Source organism: Pseudomonas sp. PGPR40, from assembly GCF_022014505.1.
Classification (GTDB): Bacteria; Pseudomonadota; Gammaproteobacteria; order Pseudomonadales; family Pseudomonadaceae; genus Aquipseudomonas.
On record NZ_JAKLSP010000015.1, the window covers coordinates 131,283 to 153,091 of the forward strand.

Genomic DNA, 21,809 nt, shown 5'->3' on the forward strand with positions numbered 1-21,809 from the left:
TTCGAGGAAACGCATCGCCCATGAATGCCGCAAAACGTCTTGAAATTTTCCGCAGGTTTCACGAAGACAACCCTGAACCGAAGACCGAACTGGCCTATTCCTCGGCGTTCGAATTGCTGATCGCCGTGATTCTCTCGGCGCAGTCGACCGATGTCGGCGTCAACAAGGCCACCGCCAAACTGTTCCCGGTGGCCAATACGCCAACGGCGATTCATGCCTTGGGCGTCGAAGGGCTGTCGGAGTACATCAAGACCATTGGCCTGTTCAACAGCAAAGCGAAAAACGTGATCGAAACCTGTCGCTTGCTGGTGGAGCGCCATGGCGGTGAAGTGCCGCAGAGCCGTGAGGCGCTGGAAGCTTTGCCCGGCGTCGGTCGCAAGACCGCCAACGTGGTGCTCAATACAGCCTTTCGTCAGCTGACGATGGCTGTGGACACCCATATTTTCCGGGTCAGCAACCGTACCGGCATTGCTCCGGGCAAAAATGTGGTCGAGGTGGAGCAGAAACTGATGAAATTCGTGCCGAAGGAATATCTGCTCGACGCTCACCACTGGCTGATTCTCCATGGGCGCTACGTGTGTCTGGCCCGCAAGCCGCGGTGTGGCAGTTGCAGGATCGAGGACTTGTGCGAATACAAGCAAAAGACCTCGGACGATTGAGGCGCTTTTAGTTTTTTTGATTGATCGATTGAAAAAATCTTTTTTACCCGCCGGGAAATTGTCGATATAAGGAGCGCCAAAGGGCAGCCTTAGCCTGGAGTTAACCTTATGAGCACTGGCAAAGAGCAATTGGACGTAGAAGACGACTTCACTCCCGTTGAGGCCGATGACGCTGAGCCGGTAGTGGAAGTGGCGAAGACCAACCTGAGCAAACGTCGCACCATCGACAATATGCTGGAGGAGCGCCGACTGCAGAAGCAATTGGCCGATTACGATTTTGACTTGTGACACTTAAAAGCCTCCCGAAACGGAGGCTTTTTACTAAGTGCCGACCCCTGATAAACGCCCGTTCATCGCGCCTCGGCAAACGCTGGCAGCATCAGACCAGGCCATTACGTTGGGCCAATTCGATCAGGTCGACCAGTGAGCGAGCATTGAGCTTTAATAGAAGACGAGTCTTGTAAGTACTAACGGTTTTATTGCTGAGGAACATTCCATCGGCGATCTCCTTGTTTGTCTTTCCTCGGGCCAACTGTTGCAGGACCATCATCTCTCGCCCGGACAAACGATCCACCATATCAGCTTCACTGGCGTTCCCAAGACTGGAACGCACGGTATGCAGAGCCTGATTTGGAAAGTAGCTGTAACCTGACAGTACGGCTTTTATTGCACTGAGCAACTCGGTGAGATCCTGTTGTTTGCAGACATATCCGGCGGCACCCGATTGCATGCAGCGCATGGAAAAGTGTCCTGGCGCCTGGGAAGTCAATATCAGTACTTTTAGAGGCATCGTCGTTGATGTCAGGCGCGCGATGACTTCCAACCCATCCAGTTTCGGTATTCCAATATCCAGAATAACAATATCCGGCATCAGGTCACGGGCAAGTTGTAATGCGTCCACACCATTATCTGTTTCTGCAATGACTTCGTAGCCATGACGTTCCATTAGCATACGTACCGCAAGACGAATGACGGGGTGATCATCCACGATCAGCACTTTATTCATGGGCAAGTCCAATTTTCGCTGTTCGAATTTTTAGAGCCCGCACCATAGCCTAGTCGTTTCACCCATGGCATGCCGTCACCCCCGGCCACTCGCAGCGAGAGACATAGCCTACAAACAACACGGATTATTCCTACAAAAAATCATTGCCAAACCAAGAGCCAGAGATGTTACTGGTCCAACACTGTTCAGCGCTCCGACATTTTTTTGTATCGCCTTACAACAAAAAAACACAAATCCAAGGTTTGACGCCAACAATCCAACATACATCGACTATTGAGCTACTCTTAAAAGTAACGGGCATTTACCAGCACTCTCCGCAACCTGACTCAACAACCAAAAAAGTTCACACATCGTAACACTTCACCAACAATACACTTCTTATTAATCTAAAATAAACAAACCGCCATACCCGACCCGACAACAACACAGCTACTATAGCAACCATCACTACCAGAGCAAAAAAGCAGTTAAATACAATAGAAAAAACTTACACATCAGTTATTACCCTCCCGCAAACCAATCGAGAAAGTACAATACTTCATGAGCAGAAAACATGATAAAACTCAGAAAAAGAATTACCAACCCCATGACAATCATCGCCATTTTTGCAGCCTTATCTGAAACTTCGGCTGCTGTATCCCTCCCCTTTCTCGATGATGAGGAAAGAGAGCTTTATGTTTGGTTCCTGATCAGCTTCCCCTTTTATTTACTTTTCCTATTCTTCATCACACTCAACTTCAACTATCGGTCGCTTTACGCGCCCTCCGATTTCGAGAAGGGAAAACACTTCATAAAAGTCATGGACAACGCTGATCACTCGGGAAACAGTCCACCCAAGGTAACGCCTGAAAGCTCAGCCCCACACCATGTGCACCTGCCTGCTTCCCTAAAGGATCTGCACATCGTTGATGCACGGTGGGTACGCAAAAAAATGGCGCTCAGCGCCCTGATGGAGAGTATTCAGCACCCTCCGGATAACCCTGCACAGGTGATCGTATTTCTCACGTGTGCCGACTCGGATAAATTACTGAAGGACAACACACTCAAACATTGGAAACAAATAAAGAAACAGAACAGCGCAACATTCTGTATTTCTTACAACTTGAGTTCACAGGGCGTGACGATTATGGGCTAGGTATTGAACTGTCGCACATCAGAAGACAGCCCTTGAAGCAAGCTCAAGGACAGGAAGCAGAAGGAACGGTTAGCAGAAACAAGAAAAAAGCGAAACGCAATATGCAGCAGCCCCCCTTTCAGATGTGTGGCCTTGTCATCAACAAGGCCACACATCCATTACCGACTCAAAGGTCTCAGAAAAGCTTCCGGCCTTTGTTCGCCGCGATACGCATGCGCAAGGCGTTGAGCTTGATGAAGCCCGCCGCATCGGCCTGGTTGTAGGCGCCGCCATCTTCTTCGAAGGTCGCGATGTTGGCGTCGAACAACGACTCGTCAGACTTGCGACCAGTGACGATCACATTGCCCTTGTACAGCTTCAGGCGCACTACGCCGTTCACATGAGCCTGGGAAGCGTCGATCATCTGTTGCAGCATCAGACGCTCTGGGCTCCACCAGTAACCGGTGTAGATCAGGCTGGCGTATTTAGGCATCAGCTCGTCTTTGAGGTGAGCCACTTCGCGGTCCAGGGTGATCGATTCGATCGCACGGTGAGCACGCAGCATGATGGTGCCGCCTGGAGTTTCGTAGCAGCCGCGGGACTTCATGCCGACGTAGCGGTTTTCGACGATGTCGAGACGGCCGATACCGTGTTCGCCACCGATACGGTTCAAGGTCGCCAGCACGGTGGCCGGGGTCATTTCGACGCCGTCCAGTGCGACGATATCGCCGTTGCGGTAGGTCAGCTCCAGGTACTGCGGTTTATCAGGAGCGTTCTCCGGGGAGACGGTCCATTTCCACATGTCTTCTTCGTGCTCGGTCCAGGTGTCTTCCAGCACGCCGCCTTCATAGGAGATGTGCAGCAAATTGGCGTCCATCGAGTACGGGGATTTTTTCTTGCCGTGACGCTCGATCGGAATCGCATGCTTCTCGGCATAATCCATCAGCTTCTCGCGGGACAGCAGATCCCATTCGCGCCACGGAGCGATCACTTTCACGCCTGGCTTCAAGGCGTAGGCGCCCAGTTCGAAACGAACCTGGTCATTGCCCTTGCCGGTCGCGCCGTGGGAAATGGCATCAGCGCCGGTTTCGTTGGCGATTTCGATCAAGCGCTTGGCGATCAACGGACGAGCAATGGAAGTACCCAGCAGGTACTCGCCTTCATAAACGGTGTTGGCGCGGAACATCGGGAACACGAAATCGCGCACGAATTCTTCACGCAGATCGTCGATGTAGATTTCTTTTACGCCCATGGCCTGTGCCTTGGCGCGGGCCGGTTCGACCTCTTCGCCCTGACCCAGGTCAGCGGTGAAGGTCACTACTTCACAGTTATAAGTATCCTGCAGCCACTTGAGGATCACCGAAGTGTCCAGGCCGCCGGAATACGCCAGAACGACCTTGTTTACGTCCGCCATGCCATCACTCCACGGGGTTCTACGGAAAGCCGTCAAGTCTACCGCTCATGCAGAATAATTTACAGAGGCGCGACAGCTTATGACGACGAAGCGACAGATTATGTCGAGCGAGCGACGATTTCAGCCGGTTCAGGACGCCTTCGCGCTGCCCGCGGAAGCGGTGGCTTGAGACGGCGGTTGCTCAGTTGGCGCCACCCGTTCAAGGCGTACGGCGACTCGACGGTTCTTCGCCCGATTGGCGGCATTGTTGTTCGGTGCCACAGGATAGCGCTCACCATGGAAACGCAGGGTGATCTGCGATTCCTGGATACCGTTGGCCTTGAAGAAATCCATCACGGCCAGCGCCCTGCGTCGTGACAGTTCACGGTTGGTCAGGCGGTTGCCGCTGTTGTCGGAATGGCCGTCGAGCTCAATGTGGTTGACCGTCGGATCGGCTTTCATGAACTCCAGCATCACTTGCAAATGGACCTTGGCTTGAGTGTCGAGATCAATGCCCTCCCCCGGAAAGCCTATTTCGGATTGCTTCACTTGCTCGAAATTCTGCGGCAGCAACTTGGCCACGCACCCCTGGTAGTCACTGTAGGCCTGGCTGAATTTGACTGGCAGCAGACGGATTTCAGATACCCGACCGTCGCCCGATGAGTGTCGAACGACCGGGCTGCGACCGTCCATCAAACCGTTGATCAGGCGCCCGGCCTGAACTTGCGAGCTGTTGAACAGCACGTTGCCGCTGCCGATTCGCACCGTGCCCAGGTTGATGTCGCCACGTCCCGGCTGCCATGGCGCAGCGGCTGCCAGCAAGGTCGCGGAACCGCCACCGATCATTGCGTTGTAGGCCTTCAGACGAAATGTCGCCTGCTCCCCTGCACGACGCACAAACTCACCCGAGCCGAAATCAGTGATCGGTTGAGTCAGGCGGCATTCGAACTTGTCACCTTCAACCGTCCACTCGATGCTCTCCAGGCGAGTCTGGAAAGTGAGCGCCATCGCAGGAAGGCTGGCAAACACACTGAGCAAGGCTAAATAACGCTGGCGCACGGGAGGCTCCACTGGCTTCTGCAACAAAAAGACCGACACACATATTTACGGCATACCTGTTTGGGTATCGGAAGCTTGCCGTAAAACTTGATAGCGAGTGCCTGGAAGTGTCTTTTCCGGTAGCATTCCCCTGAGTTTGACCCGCCTGGAATCCCCTCATGTCCGACCGCCTGACCCTGCTGCGTCCCGACGACTGGCATATTCATCTTCGCGATGGTGCTGTGTTGACCAATACCGTCGCGGATGTCGCGCGCACCTTTGGTCGCGCCATCATCATGCCCAACCTGGTACCGCCGGTACGCAACGCTGCTGAAGCCAATGGCTATCGCCAGCGGATTCTCGCCGCACGCCCGGCCGGCAGCCGTTTCGAACCACTGATGGTTCTGTACCTGACCGACCGCACTCAACCCGAAGAAATTCGTGAAGCCAAGGCCAGCGGCTTCGTTCACGCCGCCAAGCTGTACCCGGCCGGCGCGACCACCAACTCGGACTCTGGCGTTACCAGCATCGACAAGATTTTCCCTGCACTGGAGGCCATGGCCGACGTCGGGATGCCCTTGTTGGTTCACGGTGAAGTCACCCGTGGCGATGTCGACGTTTTCGATCGCGAAAAAATCTTCATCGATGAGCACTTGCGTCGTGTGGTCGAGCGTTTCCCGACCCTCAAAGTGGTGTTCGAACACATCACCACCGCCGACGCGGTGCAGTTCGTCAACGAGGCTTCGGCCAACGTCGGCGCAACCATCACCGCGCATCACCTGCTGTACAACCGCAACCACATGCTGGTGGGCGGGATTCGGCCGCACTTCTATTGCCTGCCGATCCTCAAGCGCAATACCCACCAGGAAGCCCTGCTCGACGCCGCCACCAGTGGCAGCGAGAAGTTCTTCCTCGGCACCGACTCGGCGCCCCATGCCCAGCACGCCAAAGAAGCGGCTTGCGGCTGTGCCGGTTGCTACACCGCTTATGCCGCGATCGAGATGTATGCCGAAGCCTTCGAACAGCGCAACGCGCTGGACAAGCTCGAAGCTTTCGCCAGCCTCAATGGCCCGCGTTTCTACGGCCTGCCGGCGAACACCGATCGCATCACCCTGGTCCGCGATGAGTGGACCGCCCCAACCAGCCTGCCGTTTGGCGAGCTGACCGTAATCCCGCTGCGCGCCGGTGAAAAACTGCGCTGGCGCCTGCTGGAGGAACACGCGTGAGTGAAGACCATTTCGACGATGAACAGGACGGTAATGGCGGCGGAGGCGGTTCCCGCCATCCAATGGCAGCCAGGTTCCGTGGTTACCTGCCGGTCGTTGTCGACGTAGAAACCGGTGGCTTCAACTCGGCCACCGATGCCCTGCTGGAAATCGCCGCCACCGTGATCGGCATGGATGAAAAAGGCTTTGTGTACCCTGAGCACACCTATTTCTTCCGGGTCGAACCGTTCGAAGGCGCGAACATCGAAGCGGCAGCCCTGGAATTCACCGGAATCAAGCTCGATCACCCACTGCGCATGGCCGTGAGTGAAGAAGCGGCCCTGACCGATATCTTTCGCGGTGTGCGCAAGGCTCTGAAGGCCAACGGCTGCAAACGGGCGATTCTGGTCGGGCACAACAGCAGCTTCGACCTGGGCTTCCTCAACGCTGCTGTCGCGCGCCTGGACATGAAACGTAACCCGTTTCATCCGTTCTCCAGCTTCGACACGGCGACCCTCGCCGGTCTGGCCTACGGTCAAACCGTATTGGCCAAGGCCTGCCAGGCAGCGGATATCGACTTCGACGGTCGCGAGGCCCACTCGGCCCGCTACGACACCGAGAAGACGGCAGACCTGTTCTGCGGCATCGTCAATCGCTGGAAACAAATGGGCGGCTGGGAAGATTACAACGACTGATCCGTCATTGATCGGTTTATCCCGCCCATAAAAAAACCGGCCTCATCAGCCGGTTTTTTTATGCCTCGAACAGGCCTTACAGCGCAGCAGCGTTCTCGGTCAGGTAAGCCGCAACACCTTCGGTGGAAGCGGTCATGCCTTTGTCGCCTTTTTTCCAGTTGGCAGGGCAAACTTCGCCGTGCTCTTCGTGGAATTGCAGAGCGTCGACCAGACGGATCAGCTCTTCGATGTTACGGCCCAGCGGCAGGTCATTGATGATCTGCGAGCGGACAACGCCTTTGTCATCGATCAGGAATGCGCCACGGAAAGCCACGCCGCCTTCGGACTCAACGTCGTAGGCCTTGGCGATTTCGTGCTTCAGGTCGGCCGCCATGGTGTAGCGAACTTCGCCGATACCACCGTTGTTGACCGGGGTGTTGCGCCAGGCGTTGTGGGTGAAGTGCGAGTCGATCGAAACAGCTACCACTTCCACGTTGCGTGCCTTGAAGTCAGACATGCGGTTGTCCAGAGCGATCAGCTCGGACGGGCAAACGAAGGTGAAGTCCAGTGGGTAGAAGAACACCAGGCCGTATTTGCCTTTGATGGCCGAGGACAGGGTGAAGCTGTCTACGATTTCGCCATTGCCGAGTACGGCCGGTACGGTGAAGTCAGGGGCTTGTTTGCCTACGAGTACGCTCATTGGATATCTCCTGGTGTAAAAACGGTGAAGTGCAGGGTTCGTATCAGCCTGCCACCTTCGGGCGACAGCCCTGTGACACGAACCCCCTTCGCAAAGGCCGACCATCATACACCGCGTTTTTAGCCTGTCCTTAACGGTTTTTTGCTGGCTGGTAAAAAGGTCACTGCTATATTTTCCTTAGGGAAGGCATGAAAAGAGGCCGTTCGTCAGTCACAGCCCCTTATGACGAAAAGCTTTCAGAAACCACTTTGACAATCATTCTCGTTAACATTAAGATCCATCGCAATTGAGTCACAACCAGCGACGGTTTTTACTTATGTATGTCTGCCTCTGCACTGGCGTCACCGACGGTCAAATCCGCGATGCAATCTATGAAGGTTGCTGCAGCTATAAAGAAGTCCGTCAGGCCACCGGCGTTGCCAGCCAATGCGGTAAATGCGCCTGCCTGGCCAAGGAAGTGGTGCGCGAAACCCTGGGCAAACTGCAATCGGCTCAAGCGGCGATCCCCTATCCCGCAGAATTTACCGCCGCATAACTATCGTATTTCAAAGAACCGGACTTGATGTCCGGTTTTTTATGCCTGAAAATCAATTGCTTAGGCACTAGACGCGGAACACAAACATTCTTATTCCGATTAATTTTCATATAAGTTTCAATAACTTAGGTTTGACACCCTTAATTACCCGGCTCAAACTCTGCTTTATAGACAGTTACTTAGGGCAGGACCCCCATCATGAAAGGCGACGTTACAGTCATCCAGCATCTCAACAAGATCCTTGCCAATGAGCTGGTCGCGATCAATCAATACTTTCTGCATGCCCGCATGTACGAAGATTGGGGCCTGAACAAGCTCGGCAAGCACGAGTACCACGAATCCATCGACGAGATGAAGCACGCTGACAAGCTGATCAAGCGCATTCTGTTTCTTGAAGGCCTGCCAAACGTCCAGGACCTGGGCAAGCTGCACATCGGCGAACACACCAAGGAAATGCTTGAGTGCGATCTGAAGATCGAACGCGACGGCCATGCCGACCTGAAAGTCGCTATCGCTCACTGCGAAAGCGTCGGTGACTTCGGTAGCCGTGAACTGCTCGAAGACATTCTTGAATCCGAAGAAGAACATATCGACTGGCTGGAAACCCAACTGGGCCTGATCGATAAGGTCGGTCTTGAGAACTATCTGCAATCGCAGATGGGCGAAGAGTAAATGCTACGCCGCTAATCGCGATGCAATAAAAAGCCCCGCCCTCTTTTAAAGAGGCGGGGCTTTTTAATGACCGAATTTCGGGCTCACCCTAGAACAAATGTGGGAGCGGGCTTGCTCGCGAAAGCGGTAGGTCAGTCAACTTATCTGTTGAATGTTGTACCGTCTTCGCGAGCAAGCCCGCTCCCACACACAGCGAATCAGGCGTCGGTCTTGTTGGCAGCAGCAGCTTCAACAGCGGCTTTGATCGTCGCTTGCAACGAACCGTCTGCAGCCATCTCGGTCATGATGTCGCTACCGCCGACCAGCTCACCACCGACCCACAGTTGCGGGAAAGTTGGCCAGTTAGCGTACTTTGGCAGGTTGGCGCGGATTTCCGGGTTCTGCAGGATGTCCACATAGGCAAACTTTTCACCACAGGCCATGACAGCCTGAGCGGCTTTCGCGGAGAACCCACACTGTGGGGCATTCGGCGAGCCTTTCATGTAAAGCAGAATGGTGTTGTTGGCAATCTGCTCTTTAATCGTTTCGATGATATCCATGGAGCACCTCGGCTGAACTTTCCGACTCAGTGGTCGGCACGGTGGCGCATTGTAACGGAAACCCGAGCGCCATGCTCGGCCTCCCCGACAGACATGTTCACGCCGCCGCCACGGTCACCGGTACGCCATTCAATGCTGCATTGCCGGACAACTCATCGAGCTGACATTCGTCAGTCAGATCATTGGCACTGGAACCCGGCTGGCCACTGGCAATCGTCATCTGCACACCCGGTCGCGCATGACCCCAACCGTGAGGCAGGCTGACCACACCTTTCATCATATCCAGGCTGGCGATCACTTCAACCTCGATCACGCCGACCCGCGAACTGACACGTACCCGTTGCCCATCGCTGAGTCCGCGGCTGGCCAAATCGTCCGGATGCATCAGCAGTTGATGGCGCGGCTTGCCCTTTACCAGACGATGATAGTTGTGCATCCATGAATTGTTGCTGCGCACATGGCGGCGACCGATCATCAGCAGCTCATCAGCGGCCGGGGCTTGTAAGGCCGCGAAACGCGTCAGGTCGGCGAGGATCTCGACAGGCGCTGCCTGGACTCGTTGATTGGCCGTTTTCAGGCGTGGCGCCAGGTTGGGTTTAAGCGCGCCCAGATCGATACCGTGAGGATGATCGAACAAGGTCGCCAGCGACAACTTGTGTTCCGAAGCGTCGCCATACAGCCCCATCCGCAGCCCTCGGTCGATCATCTGCGCTGGCGCGATAGTCGGCTTCAATTCCTTGCCGGTCTTCACCGCAAAAGCTTTGGCCAGCCCCACGAAGATTTCCCAGTCATGCAGCGCGCCTTCGGGCTTGGGGAGAATCGCCCGGTTGAAACGGCTGACGTTGCGCACTGCGAACATGTTGAACGTGGTGTCGTAATGATCGTTTTCCAGTGCCGAAGTCGACGGCAGAATCAGGTCGGCATAACGCGTGGTTTCGTTGATGTACAGGTCAATGCTGACCATGAACTCCAATCCGTCCAGTGCCTGTTCCAGTTGTCGGCCATTAGGCGTGGATAGCACCGGATTCCCCGCCACGGTGATCAGCGCGCGGACCTGCCCTTCCCCTTCGGTGAGCATCTCTTCGGCCAGCGCCGATACCGGCAGTTCTCCAGCGTACTCCGGACGCCCGGACACCCGGCTCTGCCAAAGATTGAAATGCCCGCCTGAGGTCGACGCCACCAGATCCACCGCAGGTTCGGTGCACAACGCACCGCCCACCCGGTCGAGGTTGCCGGTGACCAGATTGATCAATTGCACCAGCCAATGGCACAAGGTGCCGAAAGCCTGGGTCGAAACGCCCATGCGGCCGTAGCAGACCGCTGTCGGCGCTGCCGCGAAGTCGCGCGCCAATTGGCGGATCTGCTCGGCGGGCACCGCGCACAGCGGGCTCATGGCCTCGGCGGTGAAACCTGCGATCGCCTCACGCACCTCATCCAGGCCATCGACCGGCAAATGACTGTCGCGGGTCAGGCCTTCAGCGAACAACGTATTGAGCAGCCCGAACAACAGCGCCGCATCACCACCGGGGCGCACGAACAGATGCTGATCGGCAATCGCCGCCGTTTCGCTGCGACGCGGATCGACCACCACCACTTTGCCGCCCCGGCCCTGAATCGCCTTGAGGCGCTTTTCCACATCCGGCACGGTCATGATGCTGCCATTGGAGGCCAGCGGATTGCCGCCCAGGATCAGCATGAAATCGGTGTGATCGATATCCGGGATCGGCAAGAGCAAGCCGTGGCCGTACATCAAATGACTGGTCAGATGATGGGGCAACTGATCGACCGAGGTCGCGGAAAACCGGTTACGGGTTTTTAACAGGCCAAGGAAGTAATTGCTGTGGGTCATCAACCCGTAGTTGTGCACGCTGGGGTTGCCCTGATAAACCGCCACCGCATTCTGCCCGTGACGTTCCTGAATCTCCGCCAGGCGTTCGGCAACAAGACTGAAAGCATCTTCCCACTCGATAGGCTGCCATTCGCTGCCCACTCGCAACATCGGCTGACGCAGGCGATCCGGATCGTTCTGAATGTCTTGCAGGGCAACCGCTTTGGGACAGATATGCCCGCGGCTGAAGGTGTCCTGAGGATCACCCTTGATCGATGTGATCTGTATGCCGCTGCCGTCGACCTCGGTGGTTTCGATGGTCAGGCCGCAAATAGCTTCACACAGATGGCACGCACGGTGATGGAGAGTCTTGGTCATGGCCAGTCTCTGTTTTGTTCTGGGCGGGCAATGTCGGCCGCGGGAGAAAAACTATGGCGCGCGACTCGCCCCTTTGCCAGCGACGTTCGTCTTGTGAATTGGCGACCATCAGGCCAGCCGATGGCAGCAAGGGATCAGTTCGATGGCAGACTCGGCGGCGCCTGCAACTGGATCTCCTCGATGGTTTCGATCTGCTCGTGGCCAACATGCACGCCGGTGAGCTCGCCGATCAGTCGCCAATGATCGTCGAGCCCGCCGCTGATGGTGGCCATGCGGTCGATCATGCGCCGACCCGCCGCCTTGGTGACCTCGTCTTCACTGCGCAACAACTCGAAAGACATCGAGGTCATGGAAGCAGTGAGGTGGGTCAGAGAACGTGCCGTGAGGCCGAGCAGTTCCATTAACAGCTGTTCTTTCGATTCCATTCTAAAGGCTTCCTGCGTCGCTCGTGCTCTAGTTATAACCCAGCACTTTGCTTTAGCAAATGTTTCGGACAAGACACATTGCCCACCAAAGGCTCAAATGACAGGTCGAAACCGACCGCCAGCGTGTCCCCCGCGCCCTGTTTGATTGCCAAGCCCGGCGAGCCCGGTGTACAAATGGACAGCTGCTGTCAGGAAACAGGCTTCAAAAGCGCTACTGCGTTCACCCGTAGCCTCTCTGAAATCCTCTAAACACCGTAGCCCATTGGCATGACGCGACATTTAATGTCAATATCGCGCCTTCCCCTATTTCGTCGCCCCGTGCGGCTTACGCCGCAGGTCTCGCCCGTTTTTCAGTTAAACAAGGCTTTGAGTATCTGCGGTCTGTTGCAAAAAGGTAGTCAATGATGAGCGCAAGGCACTTTCTCTCCCTGATGGATTGCACGCCCGAAGAGCTGGTCAGCGTGATCCGTCGAGGCGTTGAGCTCAAGGACCTGCGTAACCGCGGCGTACTGTTCGAGCCTTTGAAGAACCGCGTCCTGGGGATGATTTTCGAGAAGTCCTCGACCCGCACTCGTATCTCGTTCGAAGCCGGCATGATCCAGCTCGGCGGCCAGGCGATCTTCCTGTCGCCACGCGATACCCAATTGGGCCGCGGCGAGCCGATCGGCGACTGCGCCATCGTCATGTCGAGCATGCTCGACGCGGTGATGATCCGTACCTTTGCCCATAGCACCCTGACCGAATTCGCCGCCAACTCCCGCGTGCCGGTGATCAACGGCCTGTCCGATGACCTGCACCCGTGCCAGTTGCTGGCCGACATGCAAACCTTCCTCGAACACCGTGGTTCGATTCAAGGCAAGACCGTGGCCTGGATCGGCGATGGCAACAACATGTGCAATAGCTATATAGAAGCGGCGATCCAGTTCGACTTCCAGTTGCGTATAGCCTGCCCGGAAGGTTACGAGCCAAACCCAGAGTTCGTAGCTAAAGCCGGCGATCGGGTGACCATCGTCCGCGATCCTCAGGAAGCCGTGCGCGGCGCGCATCTGGTAAGCACCGACGTCTGGACCTCCATGGGCCAGGAAGAGGAAACTGCCAAGCGCCTGAAGTTGTTCGCACCCTTCCAGGTCAACCGTGCCCTGCTCGACCTGGCCGCGCCAGACGTGCTGTTCATGCATTGCCTGCCGGCCCACCGTGGCGAGGAAATCAGCCTGGATCTGCTCGATGATTCGCGCTCGGTGGCCTGGGATCAAGCCGAAAACCGTCTTCACGCACAAAAGGCCTTGCTCGAATTCCTCGTCCCGCCTTCGTACCACCACGCATGAGCCAGACCTTACTGCTGAACCTGCGCAACCTGGCGTGCGGTTATCAAAATCAGCGGGTCGTGCAGAATCTCAACCTGCATTTGAATGCCGGCGATATCGGTTGCCTGCTAGGGTCTTCAGGCTGCGGCAAAACCACCACCCTGCGGGCAATTGCCGGTTTCGAACCGGTGCACGAAGGTGAAATCCAGCTGGCGGGCGAGACCATCTCCAGCGCTGGCTTCACCCTTGCTCCCGAGAAACGCCGGATCGGCATGGTGTTTCAGGACTATGCACTGTTTCCGCACTTGAGCGTGGCCGAGAACATCGCCTTCGGAATCCGCAAGCACCCGCAAAAGGATCGCATCACCGAAGAACTGCTCGAACTGGTCAACCTGAAAAACCTCGGCAAGCGTTTCCCCCACGAACTGTCCGGTGGCCAGCAGCAACGTGTGGCTTTGGCCCGTGCCCTGGCCCCGGAACCGCAACTGCTGTTGCTCGACGAACCATTCTCCAACCTCGACGGCGAACTGCGACGCAAGCTCAGCCATGAGGTTCGTGACATTCTCAAGGCTCGTGGCACCAGTGCGATTCTGGTGACCCACGATCAGGAAGAAGCCTTCGCGGTCAGCGACCATGTGGGCGTTTTCAAGGAAGGTTGCCTGGAGCAGTGGGACACGCCCTACAACCTCTATCACGAACCACTGACGCCATTCGTAGCCAGTTTCATTGGCCAGGGTTACTTCATTCGCGGTCAGTTAAGCAGCCCGGAGTCGGTGCAGACCGAGTTGGGTGAATTGCGCGGTAACCGTGCCTACACCTGGCCAATCGGTTGTGCCGTGGATGTGTTGTTGCGTCCGGACGATATCGTCTATGCGCCGGACAGCCCACTGAGGGCGCAGATTGTTGGCAAGAGCTTCCAGGGGGCATCAACCCTGTACCGCTTGCAATTGCCGACGGGCGCACAGCTGGAGTCGATCTTCCCGAGTCATGCCGATCATCTGGTCGGTGCTGAAGTAGGCATTCGGGTGGCGGCTGAACACCTGGTGCTGTTCCAGGCAAACGGCAGCACGGCGGCGCAGATTCCGGTGATCGAATCCGGTGTTCGGCGGTACAGCAGCGCTAGCTGAACAACAGAATCTGTGTAGGAGCGAGGCTTGCCCGCGAAGACATAGTGTCAGCCAATGATGATGTTGACTGACACGACGCCTTCGCGGGCAAGTCGGATCGCCGCACCGCTCGCTCCTACAAAAAAATCATCCGAGCAATAATCTGCCACTTGCGACCAGCGTCGCATTCCCGCCAATACTCACTCGATCCCCTTCCAGCTGGCAGAACAACTCCCCGCCTCGCGCTGAACACTGATAAGCCGTCAAACTCGACGTGCTCAAGCGTTCCGACCAGTACGGAATCAGGCTGCAATGGGTCGACCCAGTCACAGGGTCTTCGTTGATGCCGATTGCCGGAGCAAAGTAGCGCGACACAAAATCATGCTTGCTGCCCTTGGCCGTCACAATGGCACCCAGCCACGGCAGTTTTGCCAGCGCAACCATGTCCGGCTGACAATCGAGCACCGCTTGCTCGGACTCCAGCACCACGAACAATTCTTTCGAACCCAGCACTTCGACTGTTTTCACACCCAAGGCGCGCTCGACAGCCTGGGTCACGTCCACTTCTGTCGGCACGATGGCCGGGAAATCCAGCCACAAGCGCTTGCCTTCACGGCTGACACTCAGCGGGCCGGACTTGCAGATAAAGTCCAGCCGTTCGACCGGCTCCTGATAAATTTCAAACAGAACATAGGCGCTGGCCAGAGTCGCATGGCCACATAACGGAACTTCGGTGGTCGGGGTAAACCAGCGGATGTGCCAGACGGCACCCTCACGTACCAGAAATGCGGTTTCGGCGAGGTTGTGTTCGGCGGCGATTTTTTGCATCAACTCATCGTCGAGCCAGGTATCGAGCCGGTACACCATCGCCGGGTTGCCACTGAACGGACGGTCACTGAACGCGTCGACCTGATGAAACTCAAGCTCCATGAAACCTCTCCTTTTTCAGATCGCCGAGCATGCAGTCATGGACAGCCCTTCACCAGTGACAGAACGCAGCAATTTTCACCATACAGCGCCAGGTCAAAGGTTCTTCTGCTCAGGCGCGACCGATATCGGCGAACTTCGCCTGGGTGTGTTCGGCCAACACGGCGGGCGCCAGTTCAACTTCCAGACCGCGCCGTCCGGCGCTGACGAAGATGCTGGAAAAAGGCCGGGCTGAACCGTCAATAAAGGTACGCAGGCGCTTCTTCTGCCCGAGCGGACTGATGCCGCCTAACAGATACCCCGTCGAACGTTGCGCGGCGGCAGGATCAGCCATTTCGACTTTTTTCACCCCAGCGGCATGCGCCAGCGCCTTCAAGTCCAGACTTCCGACGACCGGTACCACCGCCACCAACAATTCCCCCTTTTCGCTGGCCGCCAGCAATGTCTTGAACACCTGAGCCGGGTCCAATCCCAGTTTTTCCGCAGCCTCCAGACCATAGGACGCGGCCTTCGGATCATGTTCGTAACTGTGCACGCGATGTTCGGCACGAACTTTTTTCAACAAATCCAATGCGGGGGTCATAGCAGCTCCAAGCTTGGCGGCAGAAGAAAAATACTGCTCAGGATTCTAGGGCATTGATCGATAAAAGGCTCGATTGCAGCGCCATTTCAAAGGCTTGGCCGAGCTTTTCTGCCGTTCGTCTACGGTCTGTCGGCCCGATGAACGACTCGGTCATTCACGAGACTAATAGTTTAAATGTGACCGACAGTTCACTTTCGACCTTTGACAGCAGCGTTTCTTGTCTATATTTTTTCGAATCTGAATACTGCACGAATGTCTCACCGCAGCACCCAGCAGTAAGCCGAGCACAGGATGGGGATCCTTGCCTTGGTGAAAATCGCGCTTTGACTTTGATGAATAAGCGCCAGACAACAACAAAAAAGAGGTTTTCAATGACAACTGCTTTACAACAACCGTCGCTCTCGAGCCAATGCATGGCCGAGTTTCTGGGTACTGCACTGCTAATCTTTTTCGGTACCGGCTGCGTTGCCGCGCTCAAGGTGGCGGGTGCCAGCTTCGGGCTGTGGGAAATCAGCATCATCTGGGGGGTGGGCGTCAGCATGGCGATCTATCTCACCGCCGGCGTTTCCGGCGCGCACCTCAATCCTGCCGTGAGTATCGCGCTAAGCATTTTCGCTGACTTCGAAAAGCGCAAACTGCCTTTCTATATCTTCTCCCAAGTGGCTGGCGCCTTCTGCGGGGCCTTGTTGGTTTACACGCTGTACAGCAATCTTTTCTTCGATTTCGAACAAACTCACCAAATGGTTCGTGGCACCGAGGCCAGCCTTGAATTGGCTTCGGTGTTCTCCACCTTCCCGAACCCTGCCCTGGCCACAGCCCAGGCCTTTTTGGTTGAAGTGATCATCACCGCCATCCTGATGGGCGTGATCATGTCGCTGACCGACGACAACAATGGTCTGCCCAAAGGGCCGCTGGCGCCGCTGCTGATCGGCTTGCTGATTGCCGTGATTGGCAGCTCGATGGGCCCGCTGACCGGTTTCGCGATGAACCCGGCCCGCGACTTCGGTCCAAAACTGATGACTTTCTTCGCAGGCTGGGGTGAAATTTCCTTCACTGGCGGGCGCGATATCCCGTACTTCCTGATCCCGATTTTTGCACCGATTGTGGGTGCCTGCCTCGGTGCCGCAGCTTATCGCGGGCTGATTGCCCGTCATCTGCCCAGCGCCATACCTGCTACAAAGGAGGCAACACCAGCCATTGACGGCAAACCAAGAACGTCTTGAAACCGTTGGCGCGTGATCCTGCCCATGTGGTCTCGCGCCTGACCTCACTTCCTAATTTTCGTCCAAGGCAATCGACATGACCGACATTCAGAATAAGAACTACATCATTGCCCTCGATCAGGGTACGACCAGCTCCCGCGCGATCATTTTCGACCGTGATGCGAATGTGGTCTGCACCGCCCAGCGCGAATTCGCGCAGCATTACCCGCAAGCCGGCTGGGTCGAACATGACCCGATGGAAATCTTCGCCACCCAAAGCGCCGTGATGGTCGAGGCCCTGGCTCAAGCCGGCCTGCATCACGATCAGGTCGCGGCTATCGGCATCACCAACCAGCGCGAAACCACCGTGGTCTGGGACAAGACCACCGGCCGCCCGATCTACAATGCGATCGTCTGGCAGTGCCGCCGCAGCACCGAAATCTGCCAGCAGCTCAAGCGCGATGGCCACGAGCAATACATCAGCGACACCACCGGCCTGGTTACCGACCCATACTTCTCCGGCACCAAACTCAAGTGGATCCTCGACAACGTCGAAGGCAGCCGCGAGCGCGCGCGCAAGGGTGAACTGCTGTTCGGCACCGTCGACAGCTGGCTGATCTGGAAATTTACCGGCGGCAAGGTGCACGTCACCGACTACACCAATGCCTCACGTACCCTGCTCTTCAACATCCACACACTGGAGTGGGACGCGAAGATGCTGGAAGTCCTCGACATCCCGCGCGAGATGCTCCCGGAGGTTAAATCCTCGTCCGAGATCTACGGCCACACCAAAAGTGGCATCGCCATTGGCGGTATCGCCGGCGACCAGCAGGCGGCCCTTTTCGGCCAGATGTGTGTCGAACCAGGCCAGGCGAAAAACACCTACGGCACCGGTTGCTTCCTGCTGATGAACACCGGCGACAAAGCCGTGAAATCCAAACACGGCATGCTCACCACCATCGCTTGCGGCCCCCGTGGCGAAGTGGCCTACGCCCTGGAAGGCGCAGTGTTCAACGGCGGCTCCACCGTGCAGTGGCTGCGTGACGAGTTGAAAATCATCAACGACGCCCACGACACCGAATACTTCGCCAACAAGGTCAAGGACAGCAATGGTGTGTATCTGGTGCCGGCCTTCACCGGTCTGGGCGCTCCATATTGGGACCCGTATGCCCGTGGCGCACTGTTCGGCCTGACTCGCGGCGTTCGCGTGGATCACATCATTCGTGCTGCGCTGGAGTCGATTGCCTACCAGACCCGCGACGTTCTGGACGCCATGCAGCAAGATTCCGGCGAACGCCTCAAGTCCCTGCGGGTGGATGGCGGCGCGGTCGCGAACAACTTCCTGATGCAATTCCAGGCCGACATTCTCGGCACTCAGGTCGAGCGTCCGCAAATGCGCGAAACCACAGCGTTGGGCGCGGCTTACCTGGCGGGTCTGGCGTGTGGCTTCTGGGGCAGCCTGGACGAGTTGCGCGGCAAGGCAGTGATCGAGCGCGAATTCGAACCGACGCTGGACGAAACCGCGAAGGAAAAACTCTACGCGGGCTGGAAAAAAGCCGTCAGCCGCACCCGCGATTGGGAACCGCACGAGGGTGCTGAATAAGCCTGGGACCGGACTCGTATCTGGTTGTAACTGGTAGGGAGCGGATTCCTGCGGCATCATGGGCAAATTTTGCACGGCAGCCCAAAGGAAGCCCCATGAATCTGCCTCCCCGTCAGCAGCAAATCCTCGAATTGGTCCGCGAGCGCGGCTATGTCAGCATCGAGGAAATGGCTCAGCTGTTCGTCGTTACACCGCAAACCATCCGCCGCGATATCAATCAACTGGCGGAAGTGAATCTGCTGCGTCGCTACCACGGCGGCGCAGCCTACGACTCCAGCGTCGAAAATACCGCCTACGCCATGCGCGCCGATCAGATGCGCGATGAAAAGCAGCGCATCGGCGAAGCCATTGCCGCTCAGATTCCCGATCACGCCTCACTGTTCATCAACATCGGCACCACCACCGAATCCATCGCTCGGGCATTGCTCAACCACAATCACCTGAAGATCATCACCAACAACCTGCATGTGGCCTCGATGCTCAGCGCCAAAGACGACTTCGACGTGCTGCTGACCGGTGGCAACGTACGACGTGACGGGGGCGTGGTCGGTCAGGCCAGCGTCGACTTCATTAACCAGTTCAAGGTCGATTTCGCCTTGGTCGGCATCAGTGGCATCGATGAAGACGGCAGCCTGCTGGACTTCGACTATCAGGAAGTGCGGGTATCCCAAGCGATCATCGCCAATGCCCGGCAGGTGATTCTGGCAGCTGACTCCAGCAAATTCGGGCGCAATGCCATGATTCGCCTGGGGCCGATCAGCCTGATCGATTGCCTGGTCACCGATCAGCAGCCTTCGCCGGCCTTGGGGCAGTTGTTGAGCCAGCACAAGATTCGGTTGGAGGTTGTTTAACCGCTGGGGCGGTTAAACAACCCGTAGGAGCCAGGCTTGCCGGCGAAGGCGCCCTTGAGTACGCCTTCGCCGGCAAGCCTGGCTCCTACAAGAATTGCGCAAACCTTGTGGGAGCGAGCTGCCCGCGATGACAGCCGCACTCGCAACACACCTCCTGCGCTCCGCCGCACCTCTAAATGTTCGTAAATTTTCCTTTAATCGCCCTTTGATCAGTATTTTCAATCGAAGCTCACTGGCTGCGGGCGTCTTTATGAGCTAATATTTTCGCAAATGAACATCAATGTTCGAATTCAAATATAGAAATCAAAAAGCCCGAGGCCAGCCGATGCCCACTTCCACCTTGCCTACGCCCCCTCTCGCCGAGGTTTACGATATCGCCGTCATTGGTGGTGGGATCAATGGCGTGGGAATCGCAGCGGATGCCGCCGGTCGCGGTCTTTCGGTGTTCCTTTGCGAAAAGGATGACCTCGCCAGCCACACCTCCTCTGCCAGCAGCAAGCTGATCCACGGCGGCCTGCGCTACCTCGAACATTATGAATTCCGCCTGGTGCGCGAAGCCCTCGCCGAGCGCGAAGTGCTGCTGGCCAAGGCGCCGCACATCGTCAAGCAAATGCGTTTCGTACTGCCGCACCGCCCGCACCTGCGTCCGGCCTGGATGATCCGCGCCGGGCTGTTCCTTTATGACCACCTCGGCAAACGAGAAAAACTCGAAGGCTCGAAAAGCCTGAAGTTCGGTCCGGACAGCGCCCTGAAAAGTGAAATCACCAAAGGCTTCGAATATTCCGACTGCTGGGTCGATGACGCCCGCCTGGTCGTACTGAACGCCATGGCCGCCCGCGAGAAAGGCGCTCACGTCCATACCCAAACCCGTTGCGTCAGTGCCCGTCGCACCAAGGGCCTGTGGGATCTTCACCTGGAACGCGCCGATGGCAGTCTGTTTTCGATCCGCGCCAAGGCACTGGTCAACGCTGCTGGCCCATGGGTCGCCAAGTTCATTCGTGACGACCTGAAGATGGAATCGCCATACGGCATCCGCCTGATCCAGGGCAGTCACTTGATCGTGCCAAAACTGTACGAAGGCGAACATGCGCACATTCTGCAAAACGAAGATCAGCGCATCGTGTTCACCATTCCGTACCTGAACCACTTCACCCTGATCGGCACCACCGACCGCGAGTACACCGGCGATCCGGCGAACGTTGCGATCACCGAAGGCGAAACCGATTACCTGCTCAAAGTGGTCAACGCCCACTTCAAGAAGCAACTCAGCCGCGACGACATCCTGCACAGCTATTCCGGCGTTCGTCCGCTGTGCAACGACGAGTCCGACAACCCGTCGGCCGTCACCCGCGACTACACCCTGGCGTTATCCGGCAGCGGCGAAGAAGCGCCGCTGCTGTCAGTGTTCGGCGGCAAGCTGACCACCTACCGCAAACTGGCCGAGTCAGCGCTGGCGCAACTGGCCCCGTACTTCACGCACATCAAGCCAAGCTGGACCGCCAGCGCCACCCTGCCCGGCGGTGAAGACATGACCACACCGCAGGCCTTGAGCTCGCGGATCCGCGACCAGTTCGACTGGGTACCTACCGAGATCGCCCGACGTTGGGCCACCACTTATGGCAGCCGCACCTGGCGCATGCTCGAAGGCGTGGAAAGCCTCAGCGATCTGGGCGAACACATCGGCGGCGGTCTCTACACCCGCGAAGTCGATTACCTGTGCAGCGAAGAGTGGGCGACCACCGCCCACGACATTCTATGGCGCCGCACAAAGCTTGGGCTGTTCACTACCCCGGCGGAACAGCAAAAGCTCAAGGATTACCTGAACAAGGTCGAACAGAACCGCAGCAAGATCGAAGCGGCCTGATCGGGAATCCGGTTGAAGCAAAGCCCCTGAATCGAAAGGCTCAGGGGCTTTTTGCATTCTAGAGAACACCATTGATCAACTAATGAAATGGCTACCCCCGTCCCCCTGCGATTGCCCACTAAGCTTTCGCAGGGGGCCTATCGGAGACCGTTGCCATGAAAGTAGCTATTGCCGCCATCGACCTGGGAAAACACACCTTTCAT

22 protein-coding genes are annotated in these 21,809 nt (G+C 56.9%); 13 read left to right on the forward strand and 9 right to left on the reverse strand.

The genetic code is table 11. The features are described 5' to 3' along the window. Window positions 1-20 precede the first annotated feature (20 nt). Together nth and MEB48_RS14895 are read left to right on the forward strand one after the other, a co-directional pair. On the forward strand, window positions 21-659 hold the full coding sequence (nth, locus tag MEB48_RS14890; protein WP_237884914.1) for an endonuclease III: 639 nt from the start codon (window positions 21-23) through the stop codon (window positions 657-659). A gap of 108 nt (window positions 660-767) precedes the next feature. Continuing rightward, entirely contained in the window at window positions 768-947 is a 180-nt protein-coding gene (locus MEB48_RS14895; RefSeq protein WP_030128194.1) for a PA3496 family putative envelope integrity protein, read from the forward strand. Window positions 948-1,038: 91 nt separating this feature from the next. Here MEB48_RS14895 and MEB48_RS14900 read toward each other — a convergent pair whose 3' ends face one another. Continuing rightward, the gene (locus MEB48_RS14900; protein WP_237884915.1) at window positions 1,039-1,665 is read right to left on the reverse strand and encodes a response regulator transcription factor; all 627 of its coding nucleotides are present in this window, start codon (window positions 1,663-1,665) and stop codon (window positions 1,039-1,041) included. Window positions 1,666-2,218: 553 nt separating this feature from the next. On the opposite strand from MEB48_RS14900, the gene MEB48_RS14905 reads away from it, so the two are divergent. Further along, window positions 2,219-2,800 (forward strand): hypothetical protein, encoded by a 582-nt coding sequence (locus MEB48_RS14905; protein ID WP_237884916.1) that lies wholly within the window; start codon window positions 2,219-2,221, stop codon window positions 2,798-2,800. A gap of 175 nt (window positions 2,801-2,975) precedes the next feature. Here MEB48_RS14905 and MEB48_RS14910 read toward each other — a convergent pair whose 3' ends face one another. Further along, window positions 2,976-4,193, reverse strand: coding sequence for an argininosuccinate synthase (locus MEB48_RS14910; protein ID WP_017738284.1), 1,218 nt, complete (start codon window positions 4,191-4,193; stop codon window positions 2,976-2,978). A gap of 129 nt (window positions 4,194-4,322) precedes the next feature. Next, window positions 4,323-5,231, reverse strand: a complete 909-nt coding sequence (locus MEB48_RS14915; RefSeq protein WP_237884917.1) for a flagellar protein MotY — start codon at window positions 5,229-5,231, stop codon at window positions 4,323-4,325. A gap of 158 nt (window positions 5,232-5,389) precedes the next feature. On the opposite strand from MEB48_RS14915, the gene pyrC reads away from it, so the two are divergent. Together pyrC and rnt are read left to right on the forward strand one after the other, a co-directional pair. Then, window positions 5,390-6,436 carry a dihydroorotase gene (gene pyrC, locus MEB48_RS14920; protein WP_237884918.1) on the forward strand — a complete coding sequence of 349 codons (1,047 nt, stop codon included), beginning with the start codon at window positions 5,390-5,392 and terminating at the stop codon, window positions 6,434-6,436. Beyond that, complete coding sequence (rnt, locus tag MEB48_RS14925; RefSeq protein WP_007898509.1) at window positions 6,433-7,110, forward strand: ribonuclease T; 678 nt, start codon at window positions 6,433-6,435, stop codon at window positions 7,108-7,110. The genes pyrC and rnt overlap by 4 nt, the downstream gene beginning before the upstream one ends. 76 nt (window positions 7,111-7,186) lie before the next feature. Here rnt and MEB48_RS14930 read toward each other — a convergent pair whose 3' ends face one another. Continuing rightward, window positions 7,187-7,789, reverse strand: coding sequence for a peroxiredoxin (locus tag MEB48_RS14930; protein WP_007898510.1), 603 nt, complete (start codon window positions 7,787-7,789; stop codon window positions 7,187-7,189). A 316-nt stretch (window positions 7,790-8,105) separates the two neighbouring features. On the opposite strand from MEB48_RS14930, the gene MEB48_RS14935 reads away from it, so the two are divergent. Both MEB48_RS14935 and bfr read left to right on the forward strand, forming a co-directional pair. Next, complete coding sequence (locus MEB48_RS14935; RefSeq protein ID WP_237884919.1) at window positions 8,106-8,324, forward strand: bacterioferritin-associated ferredoxin; 219 nt, start codon at window positions 8,106-8,108, stop codon at window positions 8,322-8,324. Window positions 8,325-8,522: 198 nt separating this feature from the next. After that, window positions 8,523-8,996 carry a bacterioferritin gene (gene bfr, locus MEB48_RS14940; RefSeq protein ID WP_030128200.1) on the forward strand — a complete coding sequence of 158 codons (474 nt, stop codon included), beginning with the start codon at window positions 8,523-8,525 and terminating at the stop codon, window positions 8,994-8,996. 197 nt (window positions 8,997-9,193) lie between these two features. Here the strand turns inward: bfr and grxD are convergent, their stop codons facing one another. The 3 genes from grxD to MEB48_RS14955 form a co-directional block, all read right to left on the reverse strand. After that, window positions 9,194-9,535, reverse strand: a complete 342-nt coding sequence (gene grxD, locus MEB48_RS14945) for a Grx4 family monothiol glutaredoxin (protein ID WP_007898513.1) — start codon at window positions 9,533-9,535, stop codon at window positions 9,194-9,196. A 97-nt stretch (window positions 9,536-9,632) separates the two neighbouring features. Continuing rightward, complete coding sequence (locus MEB48_RS14950; protein ID WP_237884920.1) at window positions 9,633-11,741, reverse strand: molybdopterin oxidoreductase family protein; 2,109 nt, start codon at window positions 11,739-11,741, stop codon at window positions 9,633-9,635. Between the two features lie 134 nt (window positions 11,742-11,875). Further along, window positions 11,876-12,166: a hypothetical protein gene (locus MEB48_RS14955; protein WP_237884921.1), complete on the reverse strand. Its 291-nt coding sequence runs from the start codon at window positions 12,164-12,166 to the stop codon at window positions 11,876-11,878. Window positions 12,167-12,570: 404 nt separating this feature from the next. Between MEB48_RS14955 and argF the strand changes: the two genes are divergently transcribed. Next, entirely contained in the window at window positions 12,571-13,491 is a 921-nt protein-coding gene (gene argF / locus MEB48_RS14960) for an ornithine carbamoyltransferase (RefSeq protein WP_032830187.1), read from the forward strand. Beyond that, window positions 13,488-14,597 carry an ABC transporter ATP-binding protein gene (locus MEB48_RS14965; protein WP_237884922.1) on the forward strand — a complete coding sequence of 370 codons (1,110 nt, stop codon included), beginning with the start codon at window positions 13,488-13,490 and terminating at the stop codon, window positions 14,595-14,597. The genes argF and MEB48_RS14965 overlap by 4 nt, the downstream gene beginning before the upstream one ends. Window positions 14,598-14,723: 126 nt before the next feature. On the opposite strand, the gene MEB48_RS14970 is transcribed toward MEB48_RS14965, so the two are convergent. Beyond that, a complete protein-coding gene (locus tag MEB48_RS14970; RefSeq protein WP_237884923.1) occupies window positions 14,724-15,506 on the reverse strand; it encodes a PhzF family phenazine biosynthesis protein in 783 nt (260 codons plus the stop codon). A gap of 109 nt (window positions 15,507-15,615) precedes the next feature. Continuing rightward, window positions 15,616-16,086 (reverse strand): Cys-tRNA(Pro) deacylase, encoded by a 471-nt coding sequence (gene ybaK, locus MEB48_RS14975; RefSeq protein WP_237884924.1) that lies wholly within the window; start codon window positions 16,084-16,086, stop codon window positions 15,616-15,618. Window positions 16,087-16,457: 371 nt separating this feature from the next. On the opposite strand from ybaK, the gene MEB48_RS14980 reads away from it, so the two are divergent. From MEB48_RS14980 to glpD, 4 genes are all read left to right on the forward strand, one after another. Next, complete coding sequence (locus MEB48_RS14980) at window positions 16,458-17,309, forward strand: MIP/aquaporin family protein (protein WP_237884932.1); 852 nt, start codon at window positions 16,458-16,460, stop codon at window positions 17,307-17,309. Between the two features lie 76 nt (window positions 17,310-17,385). Beyond that, window positions 17,386-18,891 carry a glycerol kinase GlpK gene (gene glpK / locus MEB48_RS14985; RefSeq protein ID WP_237884925.1) on the forward strand — a complete coding sequence of 502 codons (1,506 nt, stop codon included), beginning with the start codon at window positions 17,386-17,388 and terminating at the stop codon, window positions 18,889-18,891. Window positions 18,892-18,986: 95 nt separating this feature from the next. Next, window positions 18,987-19,742, forward strand: coding sequence for a DeoR/GlpR family transcriptional regulator (locus tag MEB48_RS14990; RefSeq protein WP_095051342.1), 756 nt, complete (start codon window positions 18,987-18,989; stop codon window positions 19,740-19,742). Window positions 19,743-20,067: 325 nt separating this feature from the next. Next, window positions 20,068-21,606 (forward strand): glycerol-3-phosphate dehydrogenase, encoded by a 1,539-nt coding sequence (glpD, locus tag MEB48_RS14995; protein ID WP_237884926.1) that lies wholly within the window; start codon window positions 20,068-20,070, stop codon window positions 21,604-21,606. Window positions 21,607-21,809 lie beyond the last annotated feature (203 nt).